Raw genomic sequence first — 18,495 nt, 5'->3', positions numbered from 1 at the left:
ATGTCCTATCTGGTTCTCGCGCGCAAATTCCGACCCAAGACGTTTGGAGAGATGGTGGGCCAGGAGCATGTGGTCCGCGCGCTGGAGAACGCACTGACCAGCCAGCGCCTGCACCATGCCTACCTGTTCACGGGCACGCGCGGCGTTGGCAAGACCACGGTGTCGCGCATCCTGGCCAAGTCGCTGAACTGCCAGGGGCCGGACGGGCAGGGCGGCGTCACGGCCCAGCCCTGCGGCGTCTGCCAGGCCTGCACCGACATCGATGCCGGCCGTTTCATCGACTACACCGAGCTCGACGCGGCCTCCAACCGCGGCGTGGACGAGGTGCAGGGCCTCCTGGAGCAGGCCGTCTACAAGCCGGTGCAGGGCCGCTTCAAGGTCTTCATGATCGACGAAGTGCACATGCTCACGAACACGGCCTTCAACGCCATGCTCAAGACGCTGGAGGAGCCGCCCGAGTACCTCAAGTTCGTGCTCGCCACCACCGATCCGCAGAAGGTGCCCGTGACGGTGCTGTCGCGCTGTCTGCAGTTCAATCTGCGGCCGATGGCGCCCGAGACCGTGCGCGAGCACCTGGGCCGCGTGCTGCAGGCCGAGAACGTGCCGGCCGACGAGGGCGCGCTGCGCCTGCTGGCGCGCGCCGCGCGCGGCTCCATGCGCGATGCGCTGTCGCTGACCGACCAGGCCATCGCCTTCGGTGCCGGTCAGCTGCAGGAAGACAGCGTGCGCCAGATGCTGGGCAGCGCCGACCGCAGCCATGTGCTGCGCCTGCTGCAGGCGCTGGCCGACGGCGACGGCCGCACCGTGGTCGATACCTGCGAGGAGTTGCGCCTGCAAGGCCTGTCGGCTGCGGCCACGCTGGAGGACATGGCCGCCATGCTGCAGCGCATGGCGGTGCTGCAGGCCGTGCCCGACGGCGTGCGCGGCGACGATGCCGACCTGGCCGATGCGGCACGCCTGGCCGCCGCGATGCCGGCCGACGAGACGCAGCTGCTCTATTCCATCTGCCTGCACGGCCGGGCCGAACTGGGCCTGGCGCCAGACGAGTACGCGGGCCTCACGATGGTGCTGTTGCGGCTGCTGGCATTCAAACCGGCTGGCGCCGCGGCGGAAAAAAAAACTCCGCATGACGGCGGCACCGGCCTGAGCCGCACGGTTCAGGCACCTGAGACTCCCCCCGCGCCGGTGCCGGCACCGCGGGCTTCCGCCGCCACGCCGCCGTCGCCGCCATTGCCGATGCCCCCGGCCGCTCCCGCCCGGCCCGAAGGCGAGCGCCTTCGCGTGATCGAGATGCCGCCCGTCGAGGTGCAGGCTCCCGCGCCCGTGGTGCCGCCGCATGTGGCGCAGCAGGAGGTGGTGGCCATCGCGGTGCGCGAGCAGCCCGAGCCCGGCCCGCGCGAGCAGCCCCAGTCCGCCACCGGCCCCTCGCGGCTCGTGCCCAACGAGGAGGGCGACCTCTGGCACCAGACCGTACAGCAGCTCGTCGCGGCCGAAGCCATCACCGCGCTGGCACGCGAACTGGCGCTGCAGGCCCAGCTCGTCGCGCGCGATGGCGAGCACTGGATGCTGCGTGTGGAGCGCGAATCGCTGAACCAGCCGGGCAGCCGCGAACGCCTGCGTGCCGCGCTGGAACAGGCCGGCCTGGGCACGCGGCTCAGCGTGGAGGTGGGCGCCGTCAGCGACAGCCCGGCGCGCCGCAATGCCGCGTTCGCAGCCGAGAAACAGCGCGTGGCCGAAGAGACCGTACGCAACGACAGCTATGTGCAAAGCCTGGTGCGCGACTTTGGCGCGAAAATCGTCGCCAGCGGCATCAAGCCACTGTGATTCAAAACCTCTAGGAGTATTCGCATGTTCAACAAGGGACAACTGGCCGGCCTCATGAAGCAGGCCCAGGCCATGCAGGACAACCTCAAGAAGGCACAGGACGAACTGGCCTTCATCGAGGTCGAGGGCGAGTCCGGCGCCGGCCTGGTCAAGGTCGTCATGACCTGCAAGCACGACGTCAAGCGCATCACCATCGACCCCAGCCTGCTGGCCGACGACAAGGACATGCTGGAAGACCTGGTGGCCGCCGCCTTCAACGCCGCCGTGCGCAAGGCCGAAGAGACAAGCCAGGAAAAGATGGGCAAGCTCACGGCCGGCATGCCCGGCCTGCCCGGTGGCATGAAGTTCCCGTTTTAATGAACCCACCCCGTTTGAATGGCTCGCTACGTGTAGCCATGCCATCCCCTTCCAGGGGCACCGTCAGCGGCCTGGCAGAGCCAGTTCCGCGGCGTCTGCTGGCATGGCCTGCTCCGCGGCCGCCGGAGCAGGGGCCTGTGTGCCGGCGTCGTACTGTGTCGATGGCGCGCTGCGCGACGGGTCGCTAGGATCGTGGCCGATTCCGGCTCGCTGCAGGCGCTGGTCGAAGGGCTGCGCCGCCTGCCTGGCGTGGGCGCCAAGTCGGCCTCGCGCATGGCCTTCCACCTGCTGCAGCACGACCGCGCTGGCGCGCAGGCGCTGGCGCGTGCGCTCACGCAGGCGGTCGACCACGTGCGCCATTGCGCGCTGTGCCATACCTTCACCGAAGACGAGGTCTGCAGCACCTGCGCCGACCCGCGCCGCGATGCGAGCAAGCTGTGCGTGGTGGAGACCCCGGCCGACCAGTCGGCGGTGGAACGCACGGCCGCTTTCAAGGGTCGCTACTTCGTGCTGATGGGGCGGCTCAGCCCGCTGGACGGCATTGGCCCAAAGGACATCGGGCTGCACGAGCTCATCGACCGCGCCTGCGACGGCGTGGTGCAGGAGGTGATCCTCGCCACCAACTTCACGGCCGAGGGCGAGGCCACGGCGCACGCCATCGCGGCGTCGCTGAAGTCGCGCGGGTTGGCCGTCACGCGTCTCGCGCGCGGCGTCCCCGCGGGCAGCGAGCTGGAGTACGTCGACCTCTCGACCATCGCGCACGCTCTGGTGGACCGGCGCTAGTCGCGCTGCGCTGGCATCCCTTGTCCTGAGGATGTGGCGATGACCCTCCGCCTGGAAAATTTCCCGCACATTCGGTTGCAATCTGGGGGAAACCATGCGAACTGGCCTCGTGACCGCGACAGCGGCATTGCTCTTGACGGCGGGTTGTGCGAACACGGTCTACCGGGGCTATAGCGCGGCGCCGATTTCCGGCGATCTGCTGAAGCCGTACACCTCGCTGGTCGAGGTGTTGAAGGGCAGCTCCGACGAGCCGGGCCTAGTGGCGGCCGAGTGCTTTTCCGATCCCGCCGCCGGCAGGCAGGAGGCCTGCAAGCAGCAGCGCAACAGCGTCATCGCGGCCTTGGTGATCGGGTCGGAAGACGCCTGTGTCGCGCATCGCAAGTCCATCTACGGCAACGACGCCGGTTACAACATCGCGCTCGGCACCGCCACCAACCTGTTTGCCGGAGCTGCATCGGTGATTGCGCACGCACACACCAAATCGGTCTTTTCCGCGTTGGCGCTGCTGTCCAATTCCGAGCGGTCGCTGGTCAACGAAACGGTCTACAAGACCATGCTGGTCACCGCGGTGGACAAGAAGATCCTCGAAGTGCGTGACGCCAAGGCGACAGCCTTGCACCAGAACCTGGGCAAGAGCCTGCGGGAGTACGGGATGAACGATGCCTTGCGGGATTGGGTGTCGTTCCACAGCAGTTGCTCGTTCATGGTTGGATTGCAGAAGGCGCTCGACGAAGGCATCCAGACCGGCAATGCGCAGAAGGCGCTGCGGCTCAATGCGACCTTTCGGGCGCTGACGGCCGAGCGCGCGACGGTTTGCGCTGTGCCGGCACCGGCCCCTGCGGCGTCGGCGCCCCCGTCGCCGTGCGCGATGCTGGACGAGCGGCTGCGCAGTGTCAGCGACGAACTCAAGACCCTGGAGAAGTTGTAGGTCGCTGCGGCCGAACGGGCTCAGGCCGGCAGCATCGTCGCGCGCGACAGCGTGCGGCGCTTGGGGGCTTCCTCGTCGCGGTGGCTGAACAGGCGCCACTGCACCTGGTCCGGGTCCACCTGCAGCAGGCCGAAGTTGCGGCGCGGCTTGCCGATGACCACCGTGTCCTTGATGGCTGCGCCGGAAGATGTCGCTTCGTGCAGCGGGAAGCGCCCGTTGGTGAAGAAGGCATCGGTTTCGTTGCGGTGAATGTCGCCACTCAGCACCAGCACGCGCCGGCTCGCAGATACGTCCAGCAACCACTGCCAGTCTGCGGGGTACCGCCGCCATGCGGACAGGGTCGATCCGCTGGCCAGCAGGTGCAGCGCCTCGGGGGCTGCCTCGATGCGCTGCCCCAGCAAGCTGCGTTGGGCGCTGCCCAGTAGCGCGCGTTGCGCTTCCGGCCGGGGCCATCCCTTGTGCGTGCGCGCACTGCGCCCGTCGCTGAGGTGCAACCAGATGTCAGGCTCCAGTGCGATGCTGGGCGTCGCGAGCACGGCGTCCGCTTGCCAGAACACCGCATCACGGTACGTCGCGGGCCAGGGCGCGCCTTGCAGGCAACGCCGAAACACGGTGAAGAAGGCGCTGCTCATCGCGATTTTCTCGCGGTGCGCGGGGTGGCCTGCAAGCTCTGCGCCGTTGGCGTCGTCCCACAGGAAGTCGTGGTCGTCCCAGATCGCGTGCACGCGGTTCGGCCCGAGTTGCTGGCACAGGGTGCGCAGGCTCGGCTGCAGCAGCTGCGCGCTGTAGCGCGCGTACAGATGTTGGGCAAATTCGTCCAGCAGCATGTCCTGCGGAATGGGCGTGGTCGCGATGTCCAGGTAAACGCAGTCGCCCAGCAGGACAAGGTGGTCAGGGCGCTCCTGCGCGATCCAGTCCCAGACGGGTTGCTGCCGGTACACCTGCAAGCAAGCGCACGAGGTGAAAGCGAGTTTGAGCACGGTGTCCTCCTGTTGGCCGATGGCATGCATGCTCGGGCCGCGCGACGGCGGCGTCATCCTCGCGCAAGGGGATGACGCCGACGCCATCCGCAGCATCGCTTACGTGCTTTCCCCAAAGGGGATGTTCCGGATGACGCGCGCCGCAGCGGCTGACTATGCTGGGTCGGCTTCCTGTCCCGAACCAGAACCATGCAGACGCCCGCCCTTCGACGACGCTGCATCGTGGCCGCAGGGCTCGCTGGCGCAGCATGCGTGGCGATGCCGGCCCTGCAGGCCCAGGAAAAGCCCGAGAAGACACGGCTGACCCTGGCCGTGGGTGGCAAGGCCACCTTCTACCACCTGCCGCTGACGATCGCCGAGCAGCTCGGCTACTTCAAAGCCGAAGGCCTGGACGTGGTCGTGGAGGACCACGCCGCCGGCGTGCATGCCATGCAGGCCGTGCTGGCAGGCGCGGCCGACATCGGCGCCGGCCCCTTCGAAGCCATGGTGGTGTTGCGCAACCGCAACCAGTCCTACCAGGCCTTCGTGCTGCAGGGGCGCGCACCGCAAATCGCCATGGGCGTTTCCACGCGCACGCTGGCCCAGTACCAGGGGCTGGCCAACCTGCGCGGGCGCAGCATCGGCGTGCCGGCATCGAGCACCTCCGCACAGATGGTGGCGCAGTTGCTGCTCGCACGGGCCGGACTCCGGCCGCAGGAAGCGCGCCTCGTCGGCGTGGGCACCGGTGCCGAGGCGCTGGCCACGCTGCGCGCCGGCGAACTCGACGCCATGTGCAACACCGAGCCCGTGATGACCATGCTCGAGCAGCATGGCGATGTGCGCATCGTGGCCGACACGCGCACGCTCAAGGGCTCGCAGGCGCTGTTCGGCGGCAACATGCCGGCCGCCTGCCTGTACGCGTCCACCGCGTTCATCGCCAGCCACCCACGCACCTGCCAGGCGCTGGCCCATGCCATCGTGCATGCGCTCAAGTGGCTGCAGACCGCCGGCCCGGGCGACATCGTACGCACCGTGCCCGAGAACTATCTGCTGGGCGACCGCGCGCTGTACCTCGCTTCCTTCCAGAAGGTGCGCGACACGATCTCCCCCGATGGCCTGGTGCCGGACGACGGCGGCGCCACGGCGCTGCGCACGCTGGCCAGCTTCGATCCCGAGATCGACGGCACCCGTATCGATCCGGCCAAGCTGTCCACCAACGTGTTCGCGCGCAAGGCCAAGGAGCGCTTCAAACTCTGAGAGCGTTGCCGCGCGCTGCGTCTGCAGCGGCGGTCGGTGCACCACGGCACTGGTGGCCGCGGAGCAGGCCGTGCCGGCAACATCCGCGGGGCTGGCTCTGCCAGACCGCTGGATGTGCCCCCCTTCGCGCAGCGGAAGGGGGGAGCCGCGCAGCGGCCTGGGGGATGTCCGAATCAGGTTCCCGGCTCGATCTCCAGCATGCGCACGCGCGCGTTTTCCACATGCGCACGCATCGCACGGCGTGCGCCCTCGGCGTCTTGCGCGCGGATCAGCGCGAAGATGTTGCGGTGCTCATCCAGCGCGTCCTGCGTGCGGCGCCATGGCTGCATGCGGGCCAGATGGCGCCACAGGTTGACGGCATGGCTCACGTCGTACTCCAGCGACTTGAGCACCTGCGCCAGGCGCGGGTTGGCGCTGGCCTGGGCGATGGCTTCGTGGAAGCCATAGTCGAAGTGGTGGGCCACGTCGCCGCGCCGGTTGGCGTTCTCGAAGCCCTCCAGCATCTCCTCCATGCGCGCCAGGTCGCGCGGCTTGCGGCGCATGGCGGCAAAGTAGGCGCACTCGGGCTCGAGCACCAGGCGCAATTCCAGGCCATGGGCGATGTGGCTCAGGTCGGCCGTGCTGCGTGCCAGCGGCACGACGGGCATGGTGGCGGGTTGCGCGCGCACGTAGGTGCCCGAACCGCGGATGGACTCCACCAGCCGGTCGCTGCGCAGCCGGTCCAGCGCCTGCCGCACCACCGGCCGCGACACCTGGAAGCGCGCGGCCAGTTCCACCTCGGACGGCAGCCGCGCGCCGGGTGCCAGGCGGCCGGTCATGACGGCGTGGAACAGGCTGTCGTACACGCGCTCGGCAAAGCGCTCGTGCCGCACGGGCTCCAGACCCAGCGGCGCGGCGCCCGCATCCGGTTCGTCGAAATTTGTCATCCTGATTTACTTGTATCGGCAATACATCTCAAGGAGAGAGTGAGATGGTACGGGGATTGCGGACAAAAGTAGTAAAACACTTTGACAACTTGTCCGGCGGGCGCCTAACATCCGCGCCGCCGCCTTTGGCCAGGAGACAAGCATGCAGCAACATTTCATCGGCAACCGCCGCGTCGTGCCCGCCTCGGGCGAAAGCATTCCCGTCGTCGATCCCTCCGACGGCCAGGTCTTCGATGAAATCGCACGTGGCAACGCAGCCGATATCGACATGGCCGTGGTGGCCGCACGGGCTGCCTACGAGGGCGACTGGGGCCGGCTGACCGCCGCCGAGCGCGGCCGCCTCCTGCACAAGCTCGCGCTGCACCTGGCCCGGCACACCGAGGAACTGGCGCAGACCGAGGCGCGCGACGCCGGCAAGCCCATGAAGCAGGCGCGCGCCGACGCGCTGGCCATCGTGCGCTACTTCGAGTTCTACGCCGGTGCCTGCGACAAGCTGCACGGCGAGACCATTCCCTACCAGAACGGCTACACCGTGCTGACGGTGCGCGAGCCGCATGGCGTGACCGGCCACATCGTGCCCTGGAACTACCCGCTGCAGATCTTCGGCCGCAGCGTGGGCGGCGCGCTGGCCGCCGGCAACGCCTGTGTCGTCAAGCCGGCCGAGGACGCCTGCCTGTCGCTGCTGCGCGTGGCCGAACTTGCGGCCGAGGTGGGCTTTCCGGCCGGCGCCATCAACATCGTGACCGGCTACGGCCACGAGGCCGGCGATGCGCTGGTCAAGCACCCGGGCATCGACCACGTGTCGTTCACGGGCTCGCCCGACATCGGCAAGGTGGTCACACGCGCGGCCTGCGAGAACCACACGCCCGTCACGCTGGAACTGGGCGGCAAGAGCCCGCAGATCGTCTTCGCCGATGCCGATCTGGATGCCGCGCTGCCCGTCATCGTCAACGCCATCGTGCAGAACGCCGGCCAGACCTGCTCCGCGGGCAGCCGCCTGCTGATCGAGCGCAGTGCCTACGAGGCTGTGCTGGCGCGGCTGGGCCCGATGTTCGCGGCCCTGCGCGTGGGCTCGGCGCAGCAGGACCTGGACTGCGGCCCGCTGATCCGCAAGACCCAGCAGCAGCGCGTGGCCGGCTTCCTGGACGAGGTGCGGCGCGACGGCCTGGCCATCGTGGCGCAGGGCAGCGTCGACTTGGCCGCGCCGCAGGGTGGTTTCTACCAGCCGCCCACGCTGGTGCGGGACGTGCCCGTGACGCACCGGCTGGCGCAGGAAGAAGTCTTCGGCCCGGTGCTGGCCGCCATGCCCTTCGACGACGAGGCGGATGCCGTGCGTATCGCCAACGCCACCGACTACGGCCTGGTCGCCAGCGTCTGGAGCCGCGACGGCGGCCGCCAACTGCGGCTGGCGCGCAAGCTGCGCGCGGGCCAGGTCTTCATCAACAACTACGGCGCGGGCGGGGGCATCGAGCTGCCGTTCGGTGGCGTCAAGGCCAGCGGCCACGGGCGCGAGAAGGGCTTCGAGGCGCTCTACGCGTTCACGGTGCTCAAGACCATTGCCATCCGCCACGATTGAGCCGGCAACAACGACAAAGAGGAGACAAGCCAACATGCAACGCAGGAGATTCCTGGCCCGCGGCACCGCCGCCGGCACGCTGGCGGCCGGCCTGGCCGCCCCCGCACTGGCCCAGGGCAGCAACCCGCAGGTGCGCTGGCGCCTGGCGTCGAGCTACCCGCGCTCGCTGGGCACGATCTATGGCGCGATGGACATGGCCGTCAAGCGCGTCGGCGAACTGACCGAAGGCCGGTTCAACATCTCGCTGCATCCGGCGGGCGAGCTGGTGCCGGCACTGCAGGTGCTCGATGCAACGCAGTCCGGCTCGGTCGAGGCTGGCCACTCGGCCAGCTACTTCTACATCGGCAAGGACCCTGCATTCGGCTTCGGTACCGCGCTGCCGTTCGGCCTGAACGCGCGCGGCCAGAATGCCTGGCTCTATGAGGGCGGGGGCCAGGCGCTTCTGGACGAGTTCTATGCCAGCCAGGGCGTCATGGCGATGCCGGTCGGCAATACCGGTGCGCAGATGGCCGGCTGGTACCGCAAGGAAATCAAGACCGTGGAGGACTTCAAGGGCCTGAAGTTCCGCGTCGGTGGCCTGGCCGGCATGGCGCTGGCCAAGCTCGGCGTCGTGGCCCAGCAACTGGCCGCGGGCGACCTGTACGTGGCGCTGGAGAAGGGCACGCTGGACGCGGCCGAGTTCGTCGGCCCTTACGACGACGAGAAGCTGGGCCTGCACAAGGTCGCCAAGTACTACTACTACCCGGGCTGGTGGGAGGGCTCGGCCACGCTGGGCCTGTTCATCAACCCCAAGGCCTGGGCCGCGTTGCCGGCGCACTACCAGATCGCGCTGCGCACCGCGGCGGCCGAGGCCAACCAATGGTGTACCGCCAAGTACGACGTGGAGAACCCGCGCGCGCTGGGGCGCCTGGTGGCCGGCGGCGCCGTGCTGCGCGCATTCCCGCGGCCGGTGCTGGACGCCAGCTACAAGGCCACCGAGGCCCTGTACGCCGAGCTTTCCGAGAAGAGCCCGGCATTCAAGAAAATCTTCGACCACTGGATCAGGTTCCGCAACGAGCAGGTGCTCTGGCAGCAGTTCTGCGAAGGGCCGTTCGACAGCTACATGGCCGCGGCCTCGCGCCGCAAGTGAGGGCCGCTGCGCTGGAGCGCGCGCTGTCCATCGCCGACCTGCGCGCGATCGCGCGGCGTCGCCTGCCGCGTTCGGTGTTCGAGTTCATCGACGGCGGTGCCGAGGACGAGCTCACGCTGGCCGACAACCGCGCCGCGTTCGAGCGCGTGCGCATCGTGCCGCGCGTGCTGGTCGATGTCTCGGCCCCCGACCTCGCCACCGACATCGTCGGTACGCCGGCCGCCGCGCCCTTCGTCGTCGCGCCCATGGGCTCGTGCGCGCTGGGCTGGCCTGGCGCCGACCTCGCCATCGCCAAGGCGGCGGCCGCGCATGGCATCCCCTACACGCTGTCGACCATGTCGAACACCGGGCTCGAGCGCATGGCCGACGCGGTGCAGGGGCCGCTGTGGTTCCAGCTCTACGTGCTGCGCGACCGCGCGTTCAACGCCACGCTGGTGCAGCGCGCCTGGGCCGCGGGTTATGGCACGCTGGTCGTCACGGTGGATTTGCCGGCCGGCGGCAAGCGCGAGCGCGACCTGCGCAACGGCGTCTCCATCCCGCTGCGCATGACGCCGCGCCACCTGTGGGAAGGCATCACGCACCCGGGCTGGGCCTGGCGCATGGCGCGCGGCGGCACGCCCGAGTTCGAGAACGTGCGCGGCCTGTTGGGCGACAACAGCGCGGGCCTGACGATCGCGGCCAAGGTCGGCCAGAACCTCGATGCTTCCTATGGCTGGGACGACCTGGCGGCCTTGCGTGACAACTGGCCAGGCCGGCTGCTGGTCAAGGGCGTGGAGCATGCCGACGACGCCGAACACCTTGCGGCCCTGGGCGTGGACGGCATCTGGGTCTCCAACCACGGTGGCCGCCAACTCGACGGCGCGCAGGCCTCGGCCGATGCGCTGGCGGTGATCGCGCGCCGGTTGGCGGGGCGCCTGCCGCTGCTGGTCGATTCCGGCGTGCGCCGCGGCGTGGACGCGCTGAAGGCCCGCATGCTGGGGGCCCAGGCGGTGGCCATCGGCCGTGCGGCGTTGTTCGGCGCCTGCGCCGGCGGCGAGGGCGGCGCCCACCGTGCCATCGCCATCCTGCTGGGCGAGCTGAGGCTGGCCATGCAACTGGCCGGCATGGCCGCGCTGGCCGATGCCCACCGAGCCGGCCTCACCACGACACAGATGTGACGCAAACTTGACGCAAGTCAATTCGTCCAAGGTTCGAACGAGATTTCGATTTTATTTGTGTGTTTATCTAACTAGACTGTGCGCACCGACCAACGAGTGGGGACCCCCATGCGCAACAACCAGCCCGTCAGCGGGCACGAGTACCAATTTCCCGCTGACCAGACGCTCGTCTCGGTCACAGATCTGAAAGGCCGCATCACCTACTGCAATCCGGCCTTCATCGAGGTCAGCGGCTTCGCGCGCGAGGAACTGCTGGGCCAGCCCCACAACCTGGTGCGGCATCCGGACATGCCGGCCGAGGCCTTCCGCGACATGTGGGCCACGATCCAGGGCGGCGAGCCCTGGAGCGCGCTGGTCAAGAACCGGCGCAAGAACGGCGACCACTACTGGGTGCGCGCCAATGCCACGCCGATGATGGATGGCGAGCGCATCACCGGCTTCCTGTCGGTGCGCACCCATCCGGAGCGCGACGCCGTGCAGGCGGCCGAGCGCCTGTACGCCAGCATGCGCGAGGAAGCCGCCAGCGGCAGCCTGCGCCATGTGTTGCAGCGCGGCGAACTGCGCCGCCGCGACAGCTGGGGCCGCTTGGTCCAGGGCCTCACGCCGCAGGCCAATGGCAAGTTGCTGGCGCTGCAGCTGACGGCTTCGGCCGCCATCGTGCTGGCCAGCTGGGCCGGGCTGCCGGATGCGGCGGTGCTCGCGGTGGCGGCCGTGACCACCGCCGCAGCGGTGTGGGGCGTGCGCCAGTTGATGCTGGCCCCACTCAAGGGACTGGTGGTGGACGCCAACCGGCTGGCCTCGGGCGACTTGTCGCACCGCGTATCCACCGATGCCACGGGTGCGGTGGGGCGGCTGCAGCGTGCGCTGATGCAGATGTCGGTCAACCTGCGCACGGTGGTCTCCGATGTGCGCTCGGAGGTGGGCCAGCTCGGCGACGCGGTGGGCGAGATCGCCGCCGGCAACCACGACCTCTCGGCCCGCACCGAATCGCAGGCCAGCAGCCTGCAGCAGACGGCCGCGTCGATGGATGAGATCAACGGCACGGTGCAGCAGAGCGCGGCATCGGCCACGCGCGGTGCCGAGCTTGCCCATGCCACCGCCGACGTGACCGAGCGCAGCAACGCCGCGGTGCTGGCCGCTGCCGAGACCATGGAGCGCATCACCCAGTCGTCCAAGCAGATCGGCGAGATCGTGCAGCTCATCGAGGGCGTGGCTTTCCAGACCAACATCCTGGCGTTGAATGCCGCGGTGGAGGCGGCGCGTGCCGGCGAGAGCGGGCGCGGCTTCGCCGTCGTCGCCTCCGAGGTGCGTGCGCTGGCGCAGCGCAGTTCGGACGCGGCACGCGAGATTCGCGCGCTCATCGTCGAATCGGCCACGCGCGTGGAGCAGGGCGCGAGCCGCACGGCCGAAGCGCGTGAGCGCATGCAGCAGGCGCTGTCCTCGGTGGCCAAGGTGCGCACGACGCTGGACGAGATCAGCACCGCCGCGCGCGAGCAGCAGCAGGGCATCGCGCAGATCAACGAGGGCGTGAACCAGATCGATGGCATCACCCAGCAGAACGCGGCGCTGGTCGAGCAGCTGGCGGCGGCGGCGCAGTCGCTGCAGGGCCGGGCCCAGGGCGTCAGCGACTCGATGCGGCTGTTCCGGCTGGTGCGCGGCGAGCAGTCGCTGGCCGAGGTCGACGCGGTGGCGCTGCGGCGTTCCGCGCGCCTGGAGCTGGCCGAGGAGACGGCCTGATCAGCGCGCGGAGCGCTTTCTGGCGACCGGCTGCCTGGCCGACGGCGCAACCTGGCGCGTGGCGGACCTGGCTGCCACGGACTTGCGCGCCACGGTAGCGCGGACCGGCAGGAACAGCGTGACGGCCTGGCCGGCGCGCAGCGCGGCCGACGCGGAGATGTCGTTCCATTCGGCGACCTGCGCCGTCGTGACGCGGTAGCGCCGCGCCAGGCTGGCGACGGTGTCCTTGCGCGCAGCCTTGACCACGGTCCTGCGCGTCACGATCTCGGGCGCCAGCTGCAGCGATGCGCTGTCGGCCAGGTGGCCGGCCACGTCGCCCATCTTGCCCGAGCGCGGCACCACCAGCACCGAGCCGGCCTTGATCAGCATGCGCGGCGGGATGCTGTTGACGCTGCGCAGATCGGCCTCGCTCATGCCCACGCGGTCGGCCGCTGCCGCCACGGTCATGGTGCTGGGCACGGCCCAGGCGCCCCAGCTGGCGTGCTGGCCCTTGCCGCGCGCGTCCAGGTTGCGCTTGAAGACCAGCGCGTTGTCCCAGGGCAGCAGGATCTGCGGCGTGGCAGCGGCCAGGATCACCTGCTTGTTCATGGCCGGGTTCAGCGCGCGGAAGTCCTCGGGCGAGACGTCGGCCAGCTGCGCGGCCAGTGCCACGTCGATGTCGTGCGCCAGGTCCACCATCTGGAAGTAGGGGTGGTTCTCGATCAGCGGCAGCTCGGTGCTGAAGCGCTCGGGCCGGGCCACGATGTTCTTGACCGCCTGCAGCTTGGGCACGTAGTAGCGCGTTTCGTTGGGCATGGACAGGTCCATGTAGCCCGTCGGCAGGCCGGCGCGCTGGTTGCGCTGGATCGCGCGGCTCACGCTGCCTTCGCCCCAGTTGTAGGCGGCCAGGGCCAGGTGCCAGTCGCCGAACATGCCGTAGAGCTTTTGCAGGTAGTCCAGCGCGGCGCGCGTCGAAGCCAGCACGTCGCGCCGGTCGTCGCGGAAGATGTTCTGCTTGAGCTCGAAGTAGGTGCCCGTGGCCGGCATGAACTGCCACATGCCCGCGGCCTTGGCCACCGACACGGCCTGCGGGTTGAAGGCGCTCTCGATGTAGGGCAACAGCGCCAGCTCGGTCGGCATGCCGCGCACCTCGAGCTCCTCGACGATGTGGAACAGGTACTTGGACGAGCGCTCGGTCATGCGCTGGATGTAGTCCGGCCGTGTGACATACCACTGCTCGCGGTCGCGCACCAGATCGCTGTCCAGGTCGGGCATGGCGAAGCCGCGGCGGATGCGTTCCCACAGGTCGGCCGGCGGCAGCTGCAGCGTGACGGTGCCCGAGCGCAGTTCGGCCGATGTGATCGGGCTCAGTGGACCGGTGGGGATGATCGCCTGGCGCGGGCCGGCTGGGATGGCGGCGCCGTCCACCTGCACGGTGGTGGGGGGCTGTGGCGCATGGGCGGAGTTCGGGGAGCCGGGTTGGTCGATGCTGGCGCAGCCGGTCAGCCAGAGCAGGGCCGCCACGCCAAGGTACTTCATCAGAACATTCATTTGAATTCGTTTTTCCACTGCCGCAGCGCGGCCAGCACGCCGACGGCATCCTGTGCACCGGCGTCGACGCCGCGAGCGGCTTGGGCCACCAGGGGTTCGCGTACGCGCAGGAAGGGATTGATGCGCCGCTCCAGCGCGATGCGCGATGGCAGCGTGGGCTGGTTCAGCGCGCGTTGTTGTTCGCACTGCGCGCTGTAATGGAGCAGATCGGCGCTGCCAGGTTCCACGGCGCGCGCAAATTTGAGATTGGACAGCGTGTACTCGTGGGCGCAGCACACGCGCGTGTTGCCGGGCAGGGCGGCGAGCTTGTCCAGCGAGTCCAGCATCTGCGCCGGCGTGCCCTCGAACAGCCGGCCGCAGCCGCCGGAGAACAACGTGTCGCCGCAGAACAGCACGGGGCTGCCATCCGCATCGCCCACGGCGGGGCACCAGTAGGCGATGTGGCCGGCGGTGTGGCCGGGCACGTCGATGACCTCGAAGGCCAGGCCCAGCGTGCTGGCATCCACCGGCAGGCGGTCGCCTTCGGACAGGCGCGTGAGCGGTTCGGGGATGCGCTCGCGCGAGGGGCCGAACACGCGGGCGCCGGTGGCCTCGCGCAGCGCCGCCACGCCCCCGACATGATCGGCATGGTGGTGCGTGACTAGAATCGAGCGCAGTTGCAAACCGTGGCGCTGCAGGGCCTCGAAGACCGGAGCTGCGTCGCCCGGATCGACCACCAGCGCCACCTGTCCGTCGTGCAGCATCCACACGTAGTTGTCGGCGAAGGCGGGCAGCGCAATGAGTTCCATGAGCGGTCAAATTATAGGTTTGCACGATTGGTTCCAGACCCCGCCCGGCCGCTACCTGCTGGCCTGGGAGCAGGCCGCGTTCGATCGGGCGGTGGCCGATGTCTTCGGTTACCACGCGTTGCAATTGGGCGCGGCCGAACTCGATGGCCTGCGCGCCTGTCGCATCCAGCACCGCTGGCTGGCTGCGGCCGAGCCACCGGTGCCGGGCGCGCCGGGCCGCGCCGCACTGGCCTGCGATTTCTCGGCCCTGCCGTTCGAATCCAACAGCCTGGACCTGGTGCTGCTGCCGCATGCGCTGGAACTGAGCCCCGACCCGCACGCCACGCTGCGCGAGGTCGAGCGCGTACTCGTGCCCGAGGGCCAGGCCGTGATCTGTGGCTTCAACAGCGCCAGCCTGTGGGGCCTGCGCCAGCGCCGCGCGCGGCTGGTCCGCAAGCTGGGCCTGGGCCAGCTGTACCTGCCGGCCGATGGCGACTTCATCGGCTACTTGCGCCTGCGCGACTGGCTGCGCCTGCTGTCCTTCGAGGTCGAATCCAGCAGCTTCGGCTGCTACCGGCCGGCCGTGAACAGCGAAGCCACGCTGGGCCGCTTCGGCTGGATGGAGGCGCTGGGCGCGCGCTGCTGGCCCATCCTGGGCGCGGTCTACTTCGTCACGGCCGTCAAGCGGGTGCGCGGCATGCGCCTGCTCGAGGCCAACTGGAAGGGCGCGCGCAAGCTCAACACGGCGCCCGTGCCGCTGGCCAACCGGCGCCCGCGGCGCCCCGTCCACGAGCCGGCGCACGCTGCGCCGGCACCTTCCGTTTCCCAGAGAGAAAAAGGATTGCGTTGAACCACGTCGAGATCTACACCGATGGCGCCTGCAAGGGCAACCCCGGCCCGGGCGGCTGGGGAGTGGTGCTGAAGTCGGGCACGCTCGAAAGAGAGTTGTTCGGGGGCGAACTGGCCACCACCAACAACCGCATGGAGATGACCGCCGTCATCGAGGCGCTGGCGGCCTTGAAGAAGCCCTGCGAGGTCACGCTGTACCTGGACAGCGAGTACGTGCGCAAGGGCATCACCGAATGGATGCGCGGCTGGAAGGCGCGCGGTTGGATCACCTCGACCAAGCAGCCCGTCAAGAATGTGGAGCTGTGGCAGAAGCTGGATGCGCTGGTGACGAACGGCGGCCACAAGATCGACTGGCGCTGGGTGCGCGGCCATGCCGGAAATCCCGGCAACGAGCGCGCCGACGCGCTGGCCAACAAGGGCGTGGACAAGGTACTGGGACGCATATGAGCCATACCTTCTTGTGGCACGACTACGAGACCTTCGGCGTGGTGCCGCGGCGCGACCGCCCATCGCAGTTCGCCGCGATCCGCACGGATGCCGAGCTCAACGAGATCGGCGAGCCCCTCATGCTGTACTGCCAGCCCGCGCCAGACTACCTGCCCGACCCGGGCGCCTGCCTGATCACCGGCATCACGCCGCAGCTGTGCCTGGAGCGCGGTGTGCCCGAGGCCGAGTTTGCCACGCGGATCGAGGCGGCCTTCAGCCAGCCCGGCACCATCGGCGTGGGCTACAACACCATCCGTTTCGACGACGAGGTCACGCGCTTCCTGTTCTGGCGCAACCTGATCGATCCCTATGCGCGCGAATGGCAGAACGGCTGTGGCCGCTGGGACCTGCTCGATGTGGTGCGGCTCACGCACGCGCTGCGGCCGGACGGCATCCAATGGCCGCAACGCTCTGCCGAGGAGGGCGGCGGCCCCAGCTTCAAGCTCGAGCACCTGAGTGCGGCGAACGGCCTGGCGCATGCATCGGCGCACGATGCGCTGTCCGACGTGCGCGCCACCATCGCGCTGGCGCGCTTGATCCGCAACGCCCAGCCCAAGCTGTTCGATTTCGCACTGGCCCTGCACAAGAAGGACCGCGTGGCCGCCGAGCTGGGCCTGCCGACCACGCCGCAGACGGCCAGGCCCTTCCTGCATGTGTCGGGCATGTTCGGCACCGAGCGCGGCTGCCTGGCGCTGATGTGGCCGCTGGCCATGCACCCCACCAACAAGAACGAGCTGCTGGCCTGGGACCTCGCGCACGACCCGCGCCAGCTCGACGGCCTCACGGTGGAGGACGCGCGCCTGCGCCTGTACACGCGCACCGCCGAGCTGCCGCCCGGCACCACGCGGCTGCCGCTCAAGAGCGTGCACCTGAACAAGTCGCCCATGGTGGTGGGCAGCCTCAAGACGCTGGCGCCCGCGATGGCCGCGCGCTGGGGCCTGGACCTGCCCGCCCAACTGGAGAACGCCGCGCATGCCGCGGCGCTGCCCGACCTGTCGGCCCTGTGGGACGGCCTGCTGCGCCGCGAACCCCAGGCCACGCCCGACGTGGACGAAGACCTGTACGGCGGCTTCATCGGCCCGGCCGACCGGCGCCGGCTGAACCAGCTGCGCCAGCAGTCGCCGCAGCAGCTGGCCACGGCCCGCACCGGCTTCGACGATGCGCGGCTCGAGGAAATCTTCTTCCGCTACCGTGCGCGCAACTTTCCGGACACGCTGTCCGAGGAGGAGCAGGAGCGCTGGCTGCAGCACCGCGCGGCGCGCCTGATCGAAGGCGAGGGCGGGGCCCGCAACGTGGACCAGTTGCTCGAAGAGCTCGACCGCCACGGCCAGACCGCCGACGCACGCGGCGTGGAGATCCTCGAAGCCTTGCACGCCTATGTCGAGGACATCACCGCAGACCTTTCCTGAGATGGAGCAGCAGGCGGCCTTGGCCGACTTCGTGCAGTGCCATCCGCGCCTCATGCTGCTGACGGGTGCTGGCGTCAGCACCGAGTCCGGCATTCCCGACTACCGTGACGCCAATGGCGACTGGAAGCGGCCGCAGCCGGTGACCTACCAGGCCTTCACCGGGGAGGAGGCCACGCGCCAGCGCTACTGGGCGCGCAGCCTGCTCGGCTGGGCCACCATGGCCCACGCGCGGCCCGGCGCGGCGCACCTGGCGCTGGCCCGGCTGGAGGCGGCCGGCCGGGTGGAGCTGCTGCTCACGCAGAACGTGGACGGCCTGCACGGCGCGGCCGGCAGCCGGCGCGTGGTCGACCTGCATGGCCGCATCGACACCGTCGTCTGCCTGGCCTGCGGCACGCGCTCGCCGCGCGCGCTGCTGCAGCAGGAGCTCGTGGCGCGCAACCCGGCCTTCGCCGGCCTGTCGGCCGGTGCCGCGCCGGACGGCGATGCCGACCTGGAGCACGCGGATTTCTCACGCTTCGAGGTGCCGCCCTGCAGCCGCTGCGGCGGCATGCTCAAGCCCGACGTGGTGTTCTTCGGCGAGTCCGTGCCGCGCGAACGCGTCGCGCAGGCCCTGGCCGCGCTGCAGCGTGCCGACGCGCTGCTGGTGGTCGGCTCCTCGCTCATGGTGTATTCGGGCTACCGCTTCGCGCTGGCCGCGGCCGAGCAGCGCAAGCCCATCGCGGCCCTGAACCTGGGCCGCACGCGCGCCGACGCGCTGCTGGCGCTCAAGGTCGAACTGCCCATCGGCCCTGCGCTGGCGGCATTGGCGGGCTGACACGCGG

Annotated in this window: 17 protein-coding genes; 13 read left to right on the top strand and 4 right to left on the bottom strand. The window is 69.6% G+C overall.

Translation table 11 applies throughout. From position 1 onward, the window contains the following. From dnaX to ACSQ4M_RS24275, 4 genes are all read left to right on the top strand, one after another. Positions 1-1,824: a DNA polymerase III subunit gamma/tau gene (gene dnaX / locus ACSQ4M_RS24290; protein ID WP_436191971.1), complete on the top strand. Its 1,824-nt coding sequence runs from the start codon at positions 1-3 to the stop codon at positions 1,822-1,824. Between the two features lie 24 nt (positions 1,825-1,848). After that, positions 1,849-2,181: a YbaB/EbfC family nucleoid-associated protein gene (locus ACSQ4M_RS24285; protein WP_056902480.1), complete on the top strand. Its 333-nt coding sequence runs from the start codon at positions 1,849-1,851 to the stop codon at positions 2,179-2,181. A gap of 192 nt (positions 2,182-2,373) precedes the next feature. Next, entirely contained in the window at positions 2,374-2,964 is a 591-nt protein-coding gene (recR, locus tag ACSQ4M_RS24280; protein ID WP_436191970.1) for a recombination mediator RecR, read from the top strand. Between the two features lie 109 nt (positions 2,965-3,073). Beyond that, entirely contained in the window at positions 3,074-3,892 is an 819-nt protein-coding gene (locus ACSQ4M_RS24275; protein WP_436191969.1) for a hypothetical protein, read from the top strand. Positions 3,893-3,912: 20 nt separating this feature from the next. Here ACSQ4M_RS24275 and ACSQ4M_RS24270 read toward each other — a convergent pair whose 3' ends face one another. Further along, positions 3,913-4,872, bottom strand: a complete 960-nt coding sequence (locus ACSQ4M_RS24270) for a hypothetical protein (protein ID WP_436191968.1) — start codon at positions 4,870-4,872, stop codon at positions 3,913-3,915. A gap of 189 nt (positions 4,873-5,061) precedes the next feature. Here ACSQ4M_RS24270 and ACSQ4M_RS24265 point away from each other — a divergent pair, with 189 nt between their 5' ends. After that, a complete protein-coding gene (locus ACSQ4M_RS24265) occupies positions 5,062-6,108 on the top strand; it encodes an ABC transporter substrate-binding protein (RefSeq protein WP_436191967.1) in 1,047 nt (348 codons plus the stop codon). 173 nt (positions 6,109-6,281) lie between these two features. On the opposite strand, the gene ACSQ4M_RS24260 is transcribed toward ACSQ4M_RS24265, so the two are convergent. After that, positions 6,282-7,034, bottom strand: a complete 753-nt coding sequence (locus tag ACSQ4M_RS24260; protein ID WP_436191966.1) for a FadR/GntR family transcriptional regulator — start codon at positions 7,032-7,034, stop codon at positions 6,282-6,284. Positions 7,035-7,176: 142 nt separating this feature from the next. Between ACSQ4M_RS24260 and ACSQ4M_RS24255 the strand changes: the two genes are divergently transcribed. The 4 genes from ACSQ4M_RS24255 to ACSQ4M_RS24240 all read left to right on the top strand — a co-directional run bounded on the left by ACSQ4M_RS24255 (position 7,177) and on the right by ACSQ4M_RS24240 (position 12,633). Further along, the gene (locus ACSQ4M_RS24255) at positions 7,177-8,610 is read left to right on the top strand and encodes an aldehyde dehydrogenase family protein (RefSeq protein ID WP_436191965.1); all 1,434 of its coding nucleotides are present in this window, start codon (positions 7,177-7,179) and stop codon (positions 8,608-8,610) included. A gap of 34 nt (positions 8,611-8,644) precedes the next feature. Then, the gene (locus tag ACSQ4M_RS24250) at positions 8,645-9,739 is read left to right on the top strand and encodes a TRAP transporter substrate-binding protein (protein WP_436191964.1); all 1,095 of its coding nucleotides are present in this window, start codon (positions 8,645-8,647) and stop codon (positions 9,737-9,739) included. Next, positions 9,736-10,896, top strand: coding sequence for an alpha-hydroxy acid oxidase (locus ACSQ4M_RS24245; protein WP_436191963.1), 1,161 nt, complete (start codon positions 9,736-9,738; stop codon positions 10,894-10,896). Before ACSQ4M_RS24250 ends, ACSQ4M_RS24245 begins: the two co-directional genes overlap by 4 nt. Before the next feature lie 108 nt (positions 10,897-11,004). Continuing rightward, the gene (locus ACSQ4M_RS24240; protein WP_436191962.1) at positions 11,005-12,633 is read left to right on the top strand and encodes a methyl-accepting chemotaxis protein; all 1,629 of its coding nucleotides are present in this window, start codon (positions 11,005-11,007) and stop codon (positions 12,631-12,633) included. Here the strand turns inward: ACSQ4M_RS24240 and ACSQ4M_RS24235 are convergent, their stop codons facing one another. Next, positions 12,634-14,151 (bottom strand): transglycosylase SLT domain-containing protein, encoded by a 1,518-nt coding sequence (locus tag ACSQ4M_RS24235; RefSeq protein ID WP_436191961.1) that lies wholly within the window; start codon positions 14,149-14,151, stop codon positions 12,634-12,636. Positions 14,152-14,159: 8 nt separating this feature from the next. Then, positions 14,160-14,951 carry a hydroxyacylglutathione hydrolase gene (gloB, locus tag ACSQ4M_RS24230; protein WP_436191960.1) on the bottom strand — a complete coding sequence of 264 codons (792 nt, stop codon included), beginning with the start codon at positions 14,949-14,951 and terminating at the stop codon, positions 14,160-14,162. On the opposite strand from gloB, the gene ACSQ4M_RS24225 reads away from it, so the two are divergent. Genes ACSQ4M_RS24225 through ACSQ4M_RS24210 form a run of 4 tightly spaced genes read left to right on the top strand, consistent with a single transcriptional unit; the run spans position 14,950 to position 18,488 of the window. After that, positions 14,950-15,780, top strand: coding sequence for a class I SAM-dependent methyltransferase (locus ACSQ4M_RS24225; RefSeq protein WP_056673234.1), 831 nt, complete (start codon positions 14,950-14,952; stop codon positions 15,778-15,780). The genes gloB and ACSQ4M_RS24225 overlap by 2 nt on opposite strands. Further along, positions 15,777-16,226 carry a ribonuclease HI gene (gene rnhA, locus ACSQ4M_RS24220; RefSeq protein WP_436191959.1) on the top strand — a complete coding sequence of 150 codons (450 nt, stop codon included), beginning with the start codon at positions 15,777-15,779 and terminating at the stop codon, positions 16,224-16,226. Before ACSQ4M_RS24225 ends, rnhA begins: the two co-directional genes overlap by 4 nt. Then, a complete protein-coding gene (gene sbcB / locus ACSQ4M_RS24215) occupies positions 16,223-17,674 on the top strand; it encodes an exodeoxyribonuclease I (RefSeq protein WP_436191958.1) in 1,452 nt (483 codons plus the stop codon). Before rnhA ends, sbcB begins: the two co-directional genes overlap by 4 nt. Then, complete coding sequence (locus ACSQ4M_RS24210) at positions 17,643-18,488, top strand: NAD-dependent protein deacetylase (protein ID WP_436191957.1); 846 nt, start codon at positions 17,643-17,645, stop codon at positions 18,486-18,488. Before sbcB ends, ACSQ4M_RS24210 begins: the two co-directional genes overlap by 32 nt. Positions 18,489-18,495: the final 7 nt, after the last annotated feature.

It is taken from the genome of Pseudorhodoferax sp. LjRoot39 (assembly GCF_964253035.1).
In the GTDB taxonomy this organism is placed as follows: Bacteria; Pseudomonadota; Gammaproteobacteria; order Burkholderiales; family Burkholderiaceae_C; genus Pseudorhodoferax.
Note: the sequence above shows the minus strand (reverse complement) of the source record. Positions and strands in the feature narration are given on the sequence as shown.

Coding starts and splice junctions, on each gene's coding strand:
- dnaX (WP_436191971.1), top strand. CDS start 1: ATGTCCTATCTGGTTCTCGCGCGCAAATTCCGACCCAAGACGTTTGGA.
- ACSQ4M_RS24285 (WP_056902480.1), top strand. CDS start 1,849: ATGTTCAACAAGGGACAACTGGCCGGCCTCATGAAGCAGGCCCAGGCC.
- ACSQ4M_RS24265 (WP_436191967.1), top strand. CDS start 5,062: ATGCAGACGCCCGCCCTTCGACGACGCTGCATCGTGGCCGCAGGGCTC.
- ACSQ4M_RS24260 (WP_436191966.1), bottom strand. CDS start 7,034: ATGACAAATTTCGACGAACCGGATGCGGGCGCCGCGCCGCTGGGTCTG.
- ACSQ4M_RS24255 (WP_436191965.1), top strand. CDS start 7,177: ATGCAGCAACATTTCATCGGCAACCGCCGCGTCGTGCCCGCCTCGGGC.
- ACSQ4M_RS24250 (WP_436191964.1), top strand. CDS start 8,645: ATGCAACGCAGGAGATTCCTGGCCCGCGGCACCGCCGCCGGCACGCTG.
- ACSQ4M_RS24240 (WP_436191962.1), top strand. CDS start 11,005: ATGCGCAACAACCAGCCCGTCAGCGGGCACGAGTACCAATTTCCCGCT.
- ACSQ4M_RS24235 (WP_436191961.1), bottom strand. CDS start 14,151: ATGAAGTACCTTGGCGTGGCGGCCCTGCTCTGGCTGACCGGCTGCGCC.
- ACSQ4M_RS24225 (WP_056673234.1), top strand. CDS start 14,950: ATGAGCGGTCAAATTATAGGTTTGCACGATTGGTTCCAGACCCCGCCC.
- gloB (WP_436191960.1), bottom strand. CDS start 14,951: ATGGAACTCATTGCGCTGCCCGCCTTCGCCGACAACTACGTGTGGATG.
- sbcB (WP_436191958.1), top strand. CDS start 16,223: ATGAGCCATACCTTCTTGTGGCACGACTACGAGACCTTCGGCGTGGTG.
- ACSQ4M_RS24210 (WP_436191957.1), top strand. CDS start 17,643: ATGTCGAGGACATCACCGCAGACCTTTCCTGAGATGGAGCAGCAGGCG.